Origin of the sequence: Vibrio sp. RM-41-2B (assembly GCF_024744415.1) — a bacterium.
Lineage (GTDB): Bacteria > Pseudomonadota > Gammaproteobacteria > Enterobacterales > Vibrionaceae > Vibrio > Vibrio diabolicus.
Map to the genome: position 1 here is coordinate 216064 of NZ_JAMQWD010000003.1, position 15538 is coordinate 231601.

Here is a 15538-nt window from a genome sequence, read left to right on the forward strand (position 1 = left end):
ACTTTCTCCTATTTATAAGCAAAACTTTAAACATACGATCGAATTAAGAATGATGCATATTCCTATCTAACTTGGGTTAACGCCCCGATGTCTGATAGAATGCGGCCATTCGCACGTTTACGTGCTTAGGAATAAGTAGAGAAAGCCAATGTCAATCAAGATTAAAACTGCTGAAGAAATAGAACGCATGCGCATTGCGGGCAAGCTGGCCGCAGAGATTCTAGAAATGATCGAACCACACATCAAAGTTGGTGTGACGACAGAAGAGTTGAACAAAATCTGTCATGAGTACGCTCTAGAAAAAGGCGCATACTCTGCTCCGCTTGATTACCATGGTTTCCCTAAGTCGATTTGTACTTCAATCAACCATATCGTATGCCACGGTATTCCAGCAGAAAAAGACGAAATCGGTAGCAACGGTCAAATGAAGCCAGCGGTACTAAAAGATGGCGACATCTTAAACGTTGATATTACCGTAATCGTTCCAAATGACGAAAATGCGGATCTGAGCGTGCGTCCTCAAGGTTACCATGGTGACACTTCTAAGATGTTCCTAGTCGGTGATGTTTCACCTGCAAACAAACGTCTATGCATGGTTGCTCAAGAAGCACTGTATGTTGGTATGCGTACCGTAAAGCCAGGTTCAACGGTTGGTGACATCGGTACGGCTATCGAGAAATACATCAAAGAGAACAACAAAAACAACCCTCGCAACAAGTTTTCTATTGTGAAAGACTTCTGTGGCCACGGTATCGGCGATGAGTTCCATGAAGAACCACAAGTGGTTCATTACAAGAACAAAGACCGCCGCGTACTAAAAGAAGGCATGTGCTTTACTATTGAGCCGATGATTAACGCAGGTAAATTTGGTTGCTCTGTTGACGCTCAAGACGATTGGACCGTTTACACAGGCGACGGCAAGAACTCTGCGCAATGGGAACATACCATTGTTGTAACAAAAGAAGGTTGTGAAGTACTGACGCTTCGTAGCGACGATACAATTCCTCGCCTAATGAAAAACGCGTAAAGCTGACGACCACTCGTTGTTTACTATATCCCTGCTTCGGCGGGGATATTTTTTATCTGCCACAAATTTGTTAGATTGTAACTAGATTAGCTTGCACGGATGGCAAATATGACACTTCAGTCCCCTCTTACCTTTTCCGATGAACAAATCAATATCGGAGAGCTCAAACAAGAGTTAGAGAAATTTAGCTCCGATCAAAACCAAGAGTTTCTCAATCATCATCCGGTAACGAGCTTGGTTTTAGCCAGGGCAGAATACATGGATCTGCTTCTGAATCGTTTGTGGCAACATTTTGGCTTCAAAGATATTTACAACATTTCCCTAGTTGCCGTGGGTGGCTATGGGCGTGGCGAGCTACATCCGCTCTCCGATATCGATATTTTGATTCTGTCGAACAATAAACTGCCGACCGCGTTAGAAGCAAAAATCAGCGAATTCATTACGCTGTTGTGGGATTTAAAACTCGAGGTCGGACACGCTGTTCGCACCGTTACTGAATGTGCTGAAATTGGTAAAGCCGATCTAACGGTCGCGACAAACCTCCAAGAAGCGCGTCTACTGTGTGGCAGCGAGGATACCTTTCAGGCACTGAAGAAAGTCGTATTATCAGACTCCTTTTGGCCAAGTGAAACGTTTTACCGCGCGAAAATTCAAGAGCAGAGAGAACGCCATGCGCGTTACCATGATACGACCTACAACTTAGAACCAGACATTAAGTCGACCCCTGGCGGGCTGCGCGATATTCATACATTAAGCTGGGTCGCCCGACGTCACTTTGGTGCCACATCATTGCTGGAAATGAGCCGATACGGATTTTTAACTGACGCAGAATACCGAGAATTGGTTGAATGTCAGGACTTCCTTTGGCGAGTGCGTTTCGCTCTGCACATGGAGCTTCGCCGCTATGACAACCGCTTGACCTTTGCCCATCAAGCACAAGTTGCGGAAAATCTAGGCTACGTCGGTGAAGGCAACCGAGGCGTAGAAATGATGATGAAAGAGTTCTATCGCACACTTCGTCGTGTGGCAGAGCTCAATAAAATGCTACTCAAACTTTTTGATCAAGCGATCATTAATGGTGGTGCGACAGAAAGTGCCGAGATTCTCGATGCCGACTTCCAACGTCGTGGCTCTTTGATTGAAGCGCGGAAACCCGCATTGTTTCAAGCTCGCCCAGAAACTATTCTGGATATGTTCTTACATATCGCGAACGACTCAACCATTGAAGGGGTGAGCCCACCAACACTACGTCAGCTGCGCACCGCGCGCCGTCGACTCAACAAATTTTTGCACACCATTCCTGCTGCGCGTGAAAAATTCATGGCGTTATGTCGTCACCCTAATGCTCTGCATAAAGCATTCAGCCTAATGCACCGATTAGGGGTTATGGCGGCCTATTTACCACAATGGAGTCAAATTGTTGGTCAAATGCAGTTTGACTTATTCCACGCCTACACCGTTGATGAACACAGTATTCGCTTACTGAAACACATCAACACCTTTAGTGACCCAGACAATCATGCGAAGCACCCTATTTGCTGTGACGTCTACCCTCGGATGCAAAAGAAAGAACTGTTGATTATTGCCGCTATTTTCCACGATATCGGTAAAGGACGTGGCGGCGATCACTCTGTTATAGGCGAAGGTGAGGCTTACGACTTCTGTATTGAGCATGGCTTATCAAAGCCCGAGGCCAAACTTGTCGCTTGGTTGGTAAGGCATCATCTATTAATGTCCGTCACAGCACAGCGCCGAGACATTTATGATCCCGATGTGATTACCGAATTTGCCAAAAAAGTCAGAGACGAAGAATCTCTCGATTATCTTGTGTGCCTGACAGTTGCAGATATTTGTGCAACTAACCCAGAACTTTGGAATGCTTGGAAACGAACCTTACTGGCAGAGCTGTATTACTCCACACAACGTGCTTTACGTAGAGGGTTAGAGAATCCTGTCGATGTGCGTGAGCGAATTCGCCACAATCAACAAATGGCCTCCGCAATGCTACGTAAAGAGGGCTTTGCCGCGCGCGAAATTGAAGTATTGTGGCAGCGCTTTAAAGCTGACTATTTCCTTCGTCATACTCATACGCAAATCGCGTGGCACTGCGAACACTTACTTCGCATGGAAGATCCGACTAAGCCTTTGGTGTTGATCAGTAAAAAAGCCACTCGTGGCGGCACTGAGGTGTTTGTATATACGAAAGACCAGCCAGCTTTATTTGCGACGGTCGTGGCGGAGTTAGATAGGCGTAATTTTAATGTACACGACGCGCAAATCATGACCAGCAAAGATGGGCACGTGATTGATACCTTTATGGTGCTCGATCAACATGGCGAAGCGATTGATGAGTCTCGTCACGCCGCGGTGATTAAACACCTCACCCATGTACTGGAGGCTGGCCGACCAACCAAGATTAAAACGCGCCGTACTCCGAACAAACTTCAGCACTTTAATGTGAAAACCAAAGTCGACTTCTTACCAACCAAAGGTAAAAAACACACTTTAATGGAGTTTGTCGCGCTAGACACACCAGGGCTGTTGGCCAAAGTAGGCCGTACGTTTGCTGATTTAAATATCAACCTTCATGGTGCAAAAATCACCACCATTGGTGAGCGAGCAGAAGACTTGTTTATTTTAACCAGTGATGCAGGGGGAAGATTAAGTGAAGAACAGCAAGATGAGCTAAGAGAGAGATTGATCGAAAAGTTATCTGATGAGGTCGCTGCTTAGATCAAACCTGCCAATCTTTTCGGTTCAGGGCGAGAGCGATCTTGCCCACAAGTTAAGCATTTTGGCTAAATATCAGCTATCTAGCTCATACATAGGCTGCTACAGTTATATCAATATCAATTCGATGTAATAGAGGTAGCCTATGTATCCCCACCTCACTGGTTTGGGTATTCACGACCCTAAGCAGATTGAACGTTATTCCCTACGCCAAGAAGCACACAAAGACGTGCTCAAGATCTATTTCCACAAGCAAAAAGGCGAGCTGTTCGCCAAAAGCGTTAAATTCAAATACCCGCGCCAAATCAAAAATGTTCTTGTGGACAGTGGCAGTCACAAATATAAAGAAGTAACGGAAATCAACCGTAACCTCACATTGGTCATTGATGAACTGAATAAAATCACTAAGCCAACGAAACAACCTGAGGTTGATGTCAAAGAGAAAATTCTCTCAGACCTTCGTCATTTAGAAAAAGTTGTTTCGAGCAAGATCGCAGAGATCGAAGCAGATCTCGAAAAACTAAAGTAAAACGTTAAGTCTTAAATATTAAAAAAGGGTTAGCATTGATGCTAACCCTTTTTATTTGTACTCAATCATTATCTAGATCTAACTGCGCCGATTATCGGTTGATCATCGATTCATCCCACTCAAATCGAGTAAACAATTGCTGCCAAGTCTCATCAATATTGGCCGTCATGACAATCTCTTGATCGGTAAATGGATGGACGAACCGTAACTCTGAAGCATGCAGTAGCAAGCGGTGAGCATCAAACTCTGTGCGATAAAGCTTGTTGTGCTTGCCGTCTCCGTGCGTTGTATCACCCACAATAGGATGGCGTAGATGCGCCATATGACGACGAAGTTGGTGCTTACGCCCCGTTTTAGGTTTCATCTCAACTAAGCAATAACGCGTTGTAGGAAATTTACCCGTCGAATAGGGAACTTCCACTTTAGCCAACGGTTTATATTCCGTCACCGCTTCTTGCGCTTCTTTTTCTTGTGAAGCGAACTTATCCGCAATCTTGTCTAACTCGACTTTGAGCGCGTAATCCAAGACGCCCTCTTCCTCAATCCAACCGCGTACTATCGCGTGGTATGTTTTTTCCATTTTATGTTCAGCAAACATTGGCATGACTTGTGACGCGACTTCACTCGACAAAGCAAACACGAGCACACCCGATGTTGGACGATCCAGACGATGCAGTGGGAAAACATGCTGACCAATTTGGTCGCGCAAAGTTTGCATGACAAATTGAGTTTCGTGTTTATCTAACCAACTGCGATGCACTAACATGCCGGCAGGCTTGTTGACCGCAACAAAATATTCATCCTGATAAACGATCTCCAGTTCCACTGGTTCTGAAGATCGCGCTATTTCTTGTTCTAGCATTCGTTTACTTACACAGTTCGTCAATGGTTCGGATTGTAACAAGCAGCTCTGCGAACTGCGGTACCTGCTTCCACGCTTCTGAAAAATAGGGCTCGAGAGAAAACCCTCTTGGCAATGGTTGGTTGCTTTCCACTAGCGCGTGCATTCTGTCTATAAAGATCCACTGCAACCACTCATGAGGATGCAGTGTATCAATCGCAAATGGCTCCACGCTTTGTAAGGCTTGCTCTGAAGGCCTAGTGTGTTGCCACAACTTATGTTCTTTAAGCTGCGTTTCAAGTTGGTGAAGTAAGTCGACCAATTGAGTATTTGTTACCATTAATTCTATCTCGAACCTTGAATTAGCCGAGAATGATACCATTTCTTGTGAAAAGAACGTTAGGACGTCGTATTTAATGGAAAACATTCAAACCCTCACTCAACTGTTGAACAACAGCCACTGTGATTATCAAATCTTCGATCTTGGTCGTCGTATCAAAACCATCGCTAAGAAAGAGTTTGCCGATGTAGAAAAAGGTCAAGCACCGTACCCATTCCCAATGCAGCGTAAAGCACACCTTGCCATCGCTTATTGGAATGAACAAAAGCAACCTTGGATTTGGTTTCTAAAGTTTGAATTGGACGAGCGCGGCTTGTTAAAGCAAGCGGATATCGGCAATTTCATTAAATACGTAGTGGAAGCCATGGGAACACGCCTCAATGATGATATCACTGAAGAGCAACAGCAAAAGCTGTCTAATAACCCATATACGTTCAAACCTTCCGAAGACAAAATGGCCGTGTTCCATAGCCAGGTCCGCGCGAACCTCGATCTTCCTACCAGCCAATATTACGAGCACACTCAGCATTACTTTTCAGGTGGTTTAGGCTGGGATAATTGGCAAACCGTAGGTCTGCAAGGGATCACCGACATGGCCGCTCGTTTGGACAAAGAGCAAAACGGGGTAATGATACGCAAAGCGTTGAACCACCTACCGAATGAACCACTTTATGCTCTATTGGGTGCGCTTGAGCATGTAGAGTTACAAGAGCGTTTAGCTGAGCGTATCGCCGACAAAGCACAACAAGAAATCGCAAGTAGCGAACCGGATCTCTTCCTACTTTCAGCGCTTATCCGAGCTTTGGCTGGCGCACCAACAGCCATTGCCTCTCCAGTGTTAGAAGCGATATTACAAAGCCCTCGTTTAAGCCATCAGGAAGTACTGATTGGCGTGGCTGGCCGAGCTTGGCACTTACTAGCCAATGAAAAGGTAGCAGAACAGTTTTTGCTGCGTTTAGCTCAAACCGGTAATCAAGCCCTATTTAATCAGTTATTTGCCGATTTAGTGATGCTACCAGAGTTAAGAATGGTGCTATTGCCCTTGCTACATTCAAATCCATCTGAAGAACTAGCAAACGCGCTAGTCAGCTTACAACAAGCAACAAAGGGATAATAAAGGTTCAGGGATGATTGGTGATCTTTTAGCAATTTTAGGGCTATGCTTTTTCTGTTATCTGTTTTGGCAACAACGTCGTCAAGCCGAACTCGCAAAAGTGGCAATCACGCGTAAATGTGAGCAATTGGATCTCCAATTAATCAGCATCGCCTTTGGTGCCCACAAACTAAAAACGCCAGACGGAGTCTGGCGTTGGCATACGGTGTATCAATTTGAGTTTTCATCGCTTGGTGACGATTGCTACCAAGGGGAGCTAACTATGGTCGGTTTCAGGCCGCAGAACTTTCACCTACCACCGCATCGCTTGTAAATTCCATTTCAAAGTAAGGACCATATAGATCCTTACTTTCTTTTGTTTCAACAAATCCCAGTTTTTTCAGCACCGCCATAGAAGCTTGATGGTTGCTATTCACATTAGCTTTCACCTTATGTAGCCCCAGCTCACGGCACGCCTTTGGGAAAAACGCTTTTAGAGCTTCTGTCGCTAACCCTTTACCCCAATAAGATTTATCAAAAATAAACCCTAACTCAGGCTCGGAATCGAGATGGGAAATGAACACGTGCCCCATATAGTCACGACTGGTGCTTTCTAGCACCGCCATACTATAAATATTTTCATCATCCAGTATTTTCTCAAACATCTGTTTGGCAGACGCGACAGTATACGGACCGTTCATTTCAGCACGGTTTTTCGCACAGCAATTCAGCATGACGAACTCTAGTTGCAACGACTCATTGTAGGGTAGAAGAAGCATTCTTCTGGTTACTATGGCCACATCTGTTCCTTGATTACAACAAACTTTATTTATCCGCAGATCGCAAACTCGATGAGCTTGAATATGCTCAATAACTGCGGGGCATAACACCTTGTAGAGAAGCCGAAAGTTAAACCAACTGATTGGAAAGGATATTGATCTGGATTGTTTTTTATTAAGTGTTATTAGGAATTTATAAATTTTGTGATATTGATATACCCAAGCCACCTCTAGGTGCTTAATTCAACGAGAACGACTAAGTATCTTTTTTATATAAGAAAGACCCCGACACATAAGTATCGGGGTCATGGTCTTACTCGCAGCAGTCCGGCTACTAAAAGTGCTCCATGCATCATCCATAATAGTGGCTGATTCCGTCAGCTTATTCCTTACGTCGCCGTCCTAGCGGTGTCCTTATCATCCTGATAGCTAACATTCCCCGTTAGCACACATCACTTGTTCCTTGAGCGGTGTCCCTTGCATCTTCCTGACGCTGTCCATAACCTCTATCCTAGAGGGGTCCATTGTCTATCCTTAGTCATCAACATCCTATTGATGATAGTGTCCATACAATGTCCTACGCTCCATGCTTGATTAATCATCCTGACCAACCAAATCGTCTTCCTGACGATAACCAAATCCTTGGTGCTTTCCTGTTCCATGTCTGCTTCCTGCTGACAACTCTCAATTTACGCCTTTCCTAAAAATTGACAATCTATACTAGATAAATATTTATACTCCACATTGGTTAAATAGTTGTTAAATCATTATTTATCAATAACTTGATGTTTGTAATTTCTATTTTTCCGCTCACGAAATCGTTTTCTCTCACAACCCATGTAAGAGATCTCTCACACCACACATTCCAAATTGCTATTCGCCAAATTAGGGGACTCAACGTATGATGATAGATATATCGTTGTTAAGGATTAAAAATGTTAACTCAAGACGTTACTAAACAATTAGAAGCGGTAATGGAACAACTGCAACAACAAGGAAAAGAGCCAACCGTAGCGTTAGTGAAAGCACGCTTGAAAACGCCCGTCCCAATGCCTGCATTAATCACCGCAATAAAAAGTTGGAAAAGTGCTCAGCGTGTTCCCAAGGTTGAAGTCGCAGCGCAAGCGCATACCGATAATGATCGTCTTGCAGCGCTAGAAAGCACGGTGAAAAAACTAGTCGCTCGCATTGAAGAGCTAGAAGCCAAGCTAAGTGGGAAGTCATCATGAAGTTATGGGTAGATGCAGACGCGTGTCCGAAAGTCATCCGCGAAACCATTGTGCGTGCCGCCGAACGCACGGGGATTGAATGTACGTTTGTCGCCAACCACGTTGTCCCGGTGCCCAAAAGAGACAACATCCACTCGCTGCAAGTTCCAGCTGGATTTGACATCGCTGACAACGAAATCGTTAAGCGTGTGGAGGCCAACGATTTGGTGATCACATCAGACATTCCGCTTGCAGATGAGGTCATCTCTAAAGGTGCTCAAGCCCTCAGTTCACGTGGCGAGCTTTATACGAAAGACACCATCAAAGCACGTCTAAATATCCGCGACTTCATGGAAACCATGCGTTCAAGCGGAATTCAGACTGGTGGTCCCGCTGCGCTTTCCCAAACCGATCGCCGCGAATTTGCGAACCATTTAGATCGTATTTTGGCTAAATTTAGGAAGTAATCCTCACTCTATTCATATTGAGCCAGCAAATCAAAGCCTGGCTCATTCCTGAAAATTCATTTTCAGCATTGCACCCAAAGCGTGCTCTTACTCCCATTTGTTTTGTTCTGTTTATTTTTCATCTCGCTCGCCATAGCTTCAATATGCAACGTGGTTTATTTTGAACGACGTTTTTAATAAATGTATAGAGAATAATGGGCTTTAACATCGTTTCTAGTGGAAGCTACCTGCCAACGAATCAATGGTCAGATCGAGAGATGGATCGCTTCCTAAAATTGGCGCCAGGGACCTGCCGAAATAAATTCGACGTTGAATATCGTCATGTAGCCAATACAAAAGAGACCGCTATTTACATGGCGGTGCAGGCGATAGAGCAGTGTTTAGGAAACATATATACCTTGGGCTCCATTGATCTCCTTATCTACGCCAGCGGCACTCACCACCAGTCTCTGCCCTACGACGCTTCAGCGGTTCTCGCCGCGTTAGACGCTCCAACATGGCTAGAAAGTTTTGATTTGAACAGCACCTGTTTATCATTTCTTTCTGCGCTTGATCTTGCTCAGAGTCTATTCTTCGCAAAACGATACCGTCGGATTCTCATTGTTACCAGTGAGCTCGCCACTGGCATCACACTGAATCGAAATTTTACGCTCAAACCAGAAGTTGCAACCTTATTCGCCGACGGTGCCGCCGCGTTTTTGCTCGAAGAACAAAACGGTGATGGATTACTCACCAGTCACTTTGAAACGCATCATACCGGGTATTCATTTTGTCAAATTAAGGGCGGAGGTAGTCATGTCAACCCTCACACCTCAGAGCATCAAGCTTATTTAAAAAGCTGCCAGTTTGAGATGGAGGGCAAAGCACTCTTTAAACATGTGCGTAAAACCTTACCGGCGTTTCTAAAAAAAGGCTTTGACGCCTCTCCGGTAACACTCAGCGATATTGATTATTTTCTTCCGCATCAAGCCAGTGCGCACGGATTAAAAAAACTTCCATCACTCACCGGGTTACCAACCGAGAAAACAGTTAATCACTTTTCGACTTTGGGAAACCAAGTCGCCGCCTCACTCCCAATTAACTTACACTGGCTGCGTAATCAGCCAGAAACAGCAGGAAAACATGTGTTATTAGCTGGCACCGCCGCAGGGTTGTCACTAGGTATGGGAGTGCTAAAACTATGAAGATATTAGTCACTGGCGGCAGTGGGATGTTGGGTAGCGCAATTCTAAGAATGTTTCACCAGCAGCATGAACTGCATTTTACAGCACGAAACACAGTCATCGCTAAACAACTCGCCGAGCAATTCGATGTTATCCCACATATAGTCGATTTAAGAGACCACTCAGCAGTTCATGCGGTATGCCAAGGTATGGATGCAATCATCCATTGTGCCGCTCTCTCAAGCCCATGGGGAAAGTGGCAGGCGTTTTATCAAGCCAATGTAGATGCCACCAAAAACCTCGTCAATGCGGCTAATACGCATCAAATCTCGCGTTTTATCCATATTTCCTCCACCAGCGTCTACTTTGACCATCAAGACCGTTGGAATATTCGAGAAACCGACGCCATTGCTTCACACTGGTGTAATGATTACGCACACACCAAATACCTATCTGAACTTGAAGCCATAAAAGGCCAAAGCAAAGTGATCATTTTAAGACCGCGTGGCATTTTTGGTCCCAACGATCGCGCGATTATCCCAAGAGTGCTTAAGGCGATAAAAAACAACACTCTGCTTCTGCCATCGGGTAGAAACCCAGTGGTTGATCTAACTTATGTCGACAACGTTGCCCATGCGGCGATGCTCGCTTGCACTCAGGCAGACCGGCTTCAGCATGGTGATGTCTTCAATATTTCCAACAACGAACCAATGCCAATTGAGACTGTTCTACAAGCTTTATGTGTGGGGTTGAACCTAAAAGTAACGTTACAATCATTACCATACGGTGTGGTATCACCATTATTAAAGCTCAGTGAGCAAATACGAAGGCGCTTACCACATCAGCCAGAGCCAAGGCTCACTTCATACAGCGCAGGATTGTTTAACTATCATCAAACTCTGGATATCAGCAAGGCGATAAAAAACCTGAATTACCAACCGCTTTTTTCAATTCAAGAAGGAATACAGCAGTATGCAAACTGGTCTAAAAATAAAAATCTTTGAGGCTGGACACTGCGTACACCCAGGCTTTGTTGTCAAACCAGGCTCTGGTATAAAGCCTAGAGCATTTCCTGCAGCCGTTGCGTTAATTCAGCACCCGACACAAGGCAACATCCTGTTTGATACGGGATATCACGAGCACTTTTTTAGCGCGACTCGTCCCTTCCCTGAACGTTTTTATGCTTGGACAACACCTTGCCGCTATCAACAAGAACATGGGATTGTTGCGCAGTTAGCAAAAGAAAATCTCAAACCTCATGATATTGAGCATTTAGTGCTCTCCCACTTTCACGCTGATCACATTGCCGCCGTGTCTGAGTTTTCTCACTCTCAATTGCATTGCCAACAAAAAGGGGTAGATGCGATTACTAAAAGTGGTCGAATTGGAGGCGTAAGAAAAGGCTACCTAAAAGCTCTGCTTCCTCCACAAATAGAATCTAACTTCATCATTCATGGTGATTTTTCTGTGCCAATCAGCCAAATTCTTCCTCAGTGCCAAGGGGTTAACTTGCTCTGTAAAGACATGTTCGACGATGGACTTATTTATATGGTTAGCTTGCCAGGCCATGCCGCTGGCCAAGTGGGCTTGCTGGTTAAAAGAGACCAAAGTTGGCTGTTCTTACTCGCCGATGCATGCTGGTTAATCGAGAGCTTGAGTGAAAATATCGATCAGCATTGGCTGGCGAACATGCTTTGCGATGATACAAAAGCCTATAAAAACACCCTCTCCGAGTTGAGAAGTTGCTACCAACAAACCCACCACGTTGTTCGCTTCGTACCTTCACATTGTCAGGAAACTATCCAGCAGCTAATCAAAGAAGGATGGATGAAGTGAGAACGCTTATCTCAGAATTCTGGCGAACCCGCTACCGCCCCTTCGGCTCAAGGGAACAAGTCGAAACATGGCAGCAACAACACTTAACGCAACACTTGGATTGGGTATGCCGTCATTCACCGTATTACCGCTCTTTTCAAGGTGCACCACTCAGTGATTTCCCTATCATGAATAAGCAAACTATGATGAAGAACCTCTCAGAGTTAAATACGAAGGGCTTAGATGCTGAACAGTTAATGCAGCAGGCACTCAAAGCAGAGCAATCACGCAACTTTGCCGCTTCGAAAGTTGGCGATGTTACGGTTGGGCTCTCTTCGGGCACATCAGGCATGCGCGGGCTGTTTCTTGCTGACAAGCAGGAAACACAACTGTGGGCCGGCAATATATTGGCTCGCCTTTTGCCCAACCTATGGCAAAAGCACCGAATTGCACTAGCCTTGCGAGCCAACAGCCCACTGTATAAATCCGTCGCGAAAGGGCCTGTCACATTCTTTTATGCCGATTTAACCAAACCTTACCAAGAATGGATAAAAGAGCTGGATGAGTTCCAACCCACGCTTTTGGTTGGTAGTGCGCAAGCTCTTCAGCTCTGCGCCCAGTTCAGCGGTCAATTTGGTCAACCCGCAATTCAACCACAGCGGATCATTTCTGGGGCAGAGGTTCTAACCGAGAGTGACCGTCACTATATTTCTCAACGGTTCGACAGCGAACTCCATGAAGTCTATCAATGTACCGAAGGTTTTCTTGCATGTACTGATCAGCAAGGACAAATGCGCTGGAATCAGGATGTTGTTTACATCGAAAAACATTGGCTGAATACCGAACGCACTCATTACAGCCCAATCATTACCGATTTTCGTCGTAAAACTCAGCCAATTATTCGTTATCAGCTCGACGATATTATTGAGAATAAACAGGATAATGGCGTATTTGAACCTCTTGGCGCAATTGCCGGACGATGTGGTGATCGCCTCACACTAAACGCAAACCACGTCCCAGTGACGGTGTTACCAGATCTCATCTACCGCGCTATAACACTATCAGCCCAAGGTCGCGTGGATTACCGAATCACCCAAACAAGGTCACAAACCATTCAAATTGAAGCGGATGTTCACCACCATCGGGTTATACATCAAGCCTTGATAAAGTTGTTTGACCAATTGCGGCTTGATCCTGTCAGATTTAGTTACCGCCCTGCGCCTATTTGGACGCCAATGAATAAACAACGACGTGTGGTGAACATATGCGGGTCTTAATCACCGGAGCCCGAGCACCAGTTGCACTAGAGTGGGCAACCATGTGTATGCATCATGGGCATGAAGTAATTCTCACCGATTCACTAAAAAGGCCTTTGGGGTCATTTTTGCGAGGCATCGAGTCTTATATCCCCACCGCTTCACCTCGATTTGCGTTTCCCACCTATCAACAGCAGATCCTAAAAATCATTACTCAGATGCGTATTGATATGGTGATACCCACTTGTGAAGAAGTGTATTACTTGGCTCATGTTGCCAAACAATGTCCAGAAGTAGATTTTTTTCTTCCCGATGTGGCGCTGCTCAATGCCCTACACAACAAGTTGACCGTCTTTGAACAACTTAAAGGCTTGCCAGAAATTACACTTCCAAAAACCCGTTTGGTCGCTGATAAAAGTGAGATTGAAATTAATAAGAGAACCGTTCTCAAGCCGGTTTACTCTCGGTTTGGTGGGCAAGTCATAAGAGATGTGACGACTCAGTCTATTTCTGCCGTCACGATATCGCCACTTTATCCTTGGGTTCAGCAACAAAAAATCCATGGGACTCCGGTGTGTAACTATGCGATTTTTGAACATGGTGACCTTAAAGCACACCAAGCTTATGTGCCGAAATACTGTGTAAACGGATCGGCCGCCAGTGCTTTTCAGCCGATCTCATGCGATCGACTAGATACATTTATCGCCGCTTTTGGTAAACGTCATACTTATCATGGGCAAGTGTCGTTTGACTTCATCAAATCACAAGATGAACTCTACGTGATTGAATGTAACCCAAGAGCCACCAGTGGTTTGCACCTACTCTCGTCTCGATGCAATCAACTGCTTCCTTATATGGAGTTTACCAGTCATTCCAAGCAGCGATTACATCATTTAGGGCCAATAACACTCATCGCTGAAGGTGGATTATCCCTATTTAAGGCTCGAACTTGGCAAGATTGGTGGTCTGGAGTGAATGTAATGCAACAGCATAACTTGCCGGTAGGGAGCCAAATCCGGAGTGTGTTTGAATTACTCCGGTTAGCTAGGCAGAACAAGGCAAAATGGAGCGCCGCTTCTACCGTTGATATTGAGTGGAATGGAGAAGCGTTGCCATCATGACACTTTCCTCTCAAGAATGGCATAAAACCTTTATCACTCTTATGCAATCGAATCCTATTAATGAATGCACAGCAAGCTTTGGTTGCTACTATATCAATGATGTTGCCATTCCCTACTCCGTAACACCAAAAATACCAAACAACTGTTATGCCGTGTCCCCTATGACACTGCTTAGTGGCTACGCCGAAGAAGAGCTTCACAAAGTCAAAAATGTGGCTGTTCGATGGGTATGTAAGCTACTTATTAATATGACTAAACCAATCTTATCATTGGCTGGATTGGATCAAGTCCAAACGCTCAACAATCAGTGCTTGTCCACCAATATGTATAGCGAACAATGGGAATCCTTAAACCTTGATGAACTGCGTCGCGTGGCACTCGATCAATACCCCACCTTTCCCTTGGTGCTTCGCTCCATTAACCAGCGTCAGCATTCACACTTAATTCAGCGATTGAAGCAGCAACAATGGCAAAGTTTGGTAACGCGACAAGTGTATTTACTTGAGGATTGGCAAGCATTCAGCTTCAACCGAGATTTAACGAAAGACTTCAAGCTGTTTAATGATAAAGATTGGCAGTTTAAGCCACTGGCTACTGATGAAGAGTTTCAGCGTGCCAAAGCGTTATATGACATGCTTTACCTTGATAAATACAGCCGGAATAACATCCAGTTTTCAACCCAATATTTAAAACAGGCTAGCCAGAATAACTTAGTGCATTTAGTGGGACTATTTTATCAAGGAGAGATGCTGGCTACGTTAGGCATAGTAGAAATTGATAACGACATGACTTGCCCAATTTTTGGCTACGATACCAATAAGCCGCAGAGTTTTGCGCTGTATAGAAGAATATCTGCTTATACCATCCGCCATGCAATGATATGCCAGCGTCGCTTTAATATGAGCTCAGGGGCTCCAGCTTTTAAACGCAACCGAAAAGCCCAGCCAGAAATTGAATTTAGCTATGTTTATATTGCGCACTTACCTTGGTACAAACGCGTAATTTGGAAAAGCTTGTGCTGGCTCACTCAGCACTTTTATCGCCCTTTGTTGATGCGTTTTCAGCTATAAAACGACATCGATAACCAAGCAAACCTGCTTGCACACAATCTGGATCGATAAAAAAGCCTGCGACGTTCGCAGGCTTTTGTAATGGAGCTGTGTGAGGTA

The 15538-nt window shown here is 44.9% G+C and carries 16 protein-coding genes; 13 read left to right on the plus strand and 3 right to left on the minus strand.

What is annotated here, in order from left to right; all coding sequences use genetic code 11:
• Window positions 1-148: 148 nt before the first annotated feature.
• The 3 genes from map to NB463_RS01100 all read left to right on the plus strand — a co-directional run bounded on the left by map (window position 149) and on the right by NB463_RS01100 (window position 4286).
• Complete coding sequence (map, locus tag NB463_RS01090) at window positions 149-1027, plus strand: type I methionyl aminopeptidase (RefSeq protein WP_005380326.1); 879 nt, start codon at window positions 149-151, stop codon at window positions 1025-1027.
• Window positions 1028-1135: 108 nt separating this feature from the next.
• Window positions 1136-3760, plus strand: a complete 2625-nt coding sequence (glnD, locus tag NB463_RS01095; protein WP_104974891.1) for a bifunctional uridylyltransferase/uridylyl-removing protein GlnD — start codon at window positions 1136-1138, stop codon at window positions 3758-3760.
• 142 nt (window positions 3761-3902) lie between these two features.
• Window positions 3903-4286 carry a DUF3461 family protein gene (locus tag NB463_RS01100; RefSeq protein ID WP_005380322.1) on the plus strand — a complete coding sequence of 128 codons (384 nt, stop codon included), beginning with the start codon at window positions 3903-3905 and terminating at the stop codon, window positions 4284-4286.
• A 91-nt stretch (window positions 4287-4377) separates the two neighbouring features.
• On the opposite strand, the gene truC is transcribed toward NB463_RS01100, so the two are convergent.
• Window positions 4378-5148: a tRNA pseudouridine(65) synthase TruC gene (gene truC, locus NB463_RS01105; RefSeq protein ID WP_258431109.1), complete on the minus strand. Its 771-nt coding sequence runs from the start codon at window positions 5146-5148 to the stop codon at window positions 4378-4380.
• Between the two features lie 4 nt (window positions 5149-5152).
• Window positions 5153-5467, minus strand: a complete 315-nt coding sequence (locus tag NB463_RS01110) for a YqcC family protein (RefSeq protein ID WP_258431110.1) — start codon at window positions 5465-5467, stop codon at window positions 5153-5155.
• Between the two features lie 76 nt (window positions 5468-5543).
• On the opposite strand from NB463_RS01110, the gene NB463_RS01115 reads away from it, so the two are divergent.
• Together NB463_RS01115 and NB463_RS01120 are read left to right on the plus strand one after the other, a co-directional pair.
• Window positions 5544-6581 carry a DUF3549 family protein gene (locus NB463_RS01115; RefSeq protein ID WP_161445149.1) on the plus strand — a complete coding sequence of 346 codons (1038 nt, stop codon included), beginning with the start codon at window positions 5544-5546 and terminating at the stop codon, window positions 6579-6581.
• A gap of 13 nt (window positions 6582-6594) precedes the next feature.
• A complete protein-coding gene (locus NB463_RS01120; protein ID WP_012841498.1) occupies window positions 6595-6894 on the plus strand; it encodes a DUF3301 domain-containing protein in 300 nt (99 codons plus the stop codon).
• On the opposite strand, the gene NB463_RS01125 is transcribed toward NB463_RS01120, so the two are convergent.
• On the minus strand, window positions 6854-7339 hold the full coding sequence (locus NB463_RS01125; protein ID WP_080936742.1) for a GNAT family N-acetyltransferase: 486 nt from the start codon (window positions 7337-7339) through the stop codon (window positions 6854-6856). The genes NB463_RS01120 and NB463_RS01125 overlap by 41 nt on opposite strands.
• Window positions 7340-8274: 935 nt before the next feature.
• Here NB463_RS01125 and NB463_RS01130 point away from each other — a divergent pair.
• From NB463_RS01130 to NB463_RS01165, 8 genes are all read left to right on the plus strand, one after another.
• Window positions 8275-8568 carry a hypothetical protein gene (locus NB463_RS01130; protein WP_258431111.1) on the plus strand — a complete coding sequence of 98 codons (294 nt, stop codon included), beginning with the start codon at window positions 8275-8277 and terminating at the stop codon, window positions 8566-8568.
• Window positions 8565-9014, plus strand: coding sequence for a YaiI/YqxD family protein (locus NB463_RS01135; protein ID WP_012841495.1), 450 nt, complete (start codon window positions 8565-8567; stop codon window positions 9012-9014). The genes NB463_RS01130 and NB463_RS01135 overlap by 4 nt, the downstream gene beginning before the upstream one ends.
• A 194-nt stretch (window positions 9015-9208) precedes the next feature.
• On the plus strand, window positions 9209-10198 hold the full coding sequence (locus NB463_RS01140; RefSeq protein WP_258431112.1) for a ketoacyl-ACP synthase III: 990 nt from the start codon (window positions 9209-9211) through the stop codon (window positions 10196-10198).
• Window positions 10195-11181, plus strand: coding sequence for an NAD-dependent epimerase/dehydratase family protein (locus NB463_RS01145; RefSeq protein WP_258431113.1), 987 nt, complete (start codon window positions 10195-10197; stop codon window positions 11179-11181). Before NB463_RS01140 ends, NB463_RS01145 begins: the two co-directional genes overlap by 4 nt.
• Window positions 11150-12013: an MBL fold metallo-hydrolase gene (locus NB463_RS01150; RefSeq protein WP_182032696.1), complete on the plus strand. Its 864-nt coding sequence runs from the start codon at window positions 11150-11152 to the stop codon at window positions 12011-12013. The genes NB463_RS01145 and NB463_RS01150 overlap by 32 nt, the downstream gene beginning before the upstream one ends.
• Window positions 12001-13269, plus strand: a complete 1269-nt coding sequence (locus tag NB463_RS01155) for a F390 synthetase-related protein (protein ID WP_258431115.1) — start codon at window positions 12001-12003, stop codon at window positions 13267-13269. The genes NB463_RS01150 and NB463_RS01155 overlap by 13 nt, the downstream gene beginning before the upstream one ends.
• On the plus strand, window positions 13257-14369 hold the full coding sequence (locus NB463_RS01160; protein ID WP_258431116.1) for an ATP-grasp domain-containing protein: 1113 nt from the start codon (window positions 13257-13259) through the stop codon (window positions 14367-14369). Before NB463_RS01155 ends, NB463_RS01160 begins: the two co-directional genes overlap by 13 nt.
• Window positions 14366-15439, plus strand: coding sequence for a hypothetical protein (locus NB463_RS01165; protein ID WP_258431117.1), 1074 nt, complete (start codon window positions 14366-14368; stop codon window positions 15437-15439). The genes NB463_RS01160 and NB463_RS01165 overlap by 4 nt, the downstream gene beginning before the upstream one ends.
• Window positions 15440-15538: the final 99 nt, after the last annotated feature.

Coding starts and splice junctions, on each gene's coding strand:
- map (WP_005380326.1), top strand. CDS start 149: ATGTCAATCAAGATTAAAACTGCTGAAGAAATAGAACGCATGCGCATT.
- glnD (WP_104974891.1), top strand. CDS start 1,136: ATGACACTTCAGTCCCCTCTTACCTTTTCCGATGAACAAATCAATATC.
- NB463_RS01100 (WP_005380322.1), top strand. CDS start 3,903: ATGTATCCCCACCTCACTGGTTTGGGTATTCACGACCCTAAGCAGATT.
- truC (WP_258431109.1), bottom strand. CDS start 5,148: ATGCTAGAACAAGAAATAGCGCGATCTTCAGAACCAGTGGAACTGGAG.
- NB463_RS01110 (WP_258431110.1), bottom strand. CDS start 5,467: ATGGTAACAAATACTCAATTGGTCGACTTACTTCACCAACTTGAAACG.
- NB463_RS01115 (WP_161445149.1), top strand. CDS start 5,544: ATGGAAAACATTCAAACCCTCACTCAACTGTTGAACAACAGCCACTGT.
- NB463_RS01120 (WP_012841498.1), top strand. CDS start 6,595: ATGATTGGTGATCTTTTAGCAATTTTAGGGCTATGCTTTTTCTGTTAT.
- NB463_RS01125 (WP_080936742.1), bottom strand. CDS start 7,339: ATGCTTCTTCTACCCTACAATGAGTCGTTGCAACTAGAGTTCGTCATG.
- NB463_RS01130 (WP_258431111.1), top strand. CDS start 8,275: ATGTTAACTCAAGACGTTACTAAACAATTAGAAGCGGTAATGGAACAA.
- NB463_RS01135 (WP_012841495.1), top strand. CDS start 8,565: ATGAAGTTATGGGTAGATGCAGACGCGTGTCCGAAAGTCATCCGCGAA.
- NB463_RS01140 (WP_258431112.1), top strand. CDS start 9,209: ATGGGCTTTAACATCGTTTCTAGTGGAAGCTACCTGCCAACGAATCAA.
- NB463_RS01145 (WP_258431113.1), top strand. CDS start 10,195: ATGAAGATATTAGTCACTGGCGGCAGTGGGATGTTGGGTAGCGCAATT.
- NB463_RS01150 (WP_182032696.1), top strand. CDS start 11,150: ATGCAAACTGGTCTAAAAATAAAAATCTTTGAGGCTGGACACTGCGTA.
- NB463_RS01155 (WP_258431115.1), top strand. CDS start 12,001: ATGGATGAAGTGAGAACGCTTATCTCAGAATTCTGGCGAACCCGCTAC.
- NB463_RS01160 (WP_258431116.1), top strand. CDS start 13,257: ATGCGGGTCTTAATCACCGGAGCCCGAGCACCAGTTGCACTAGAGTGG.
- NB463_RS01165 (WP_258431117.1), top strand. CDS start 14,366: ATGACACTTTCCTCTCAAGAATGGCATAAAACCTTTATCACTCTTATG.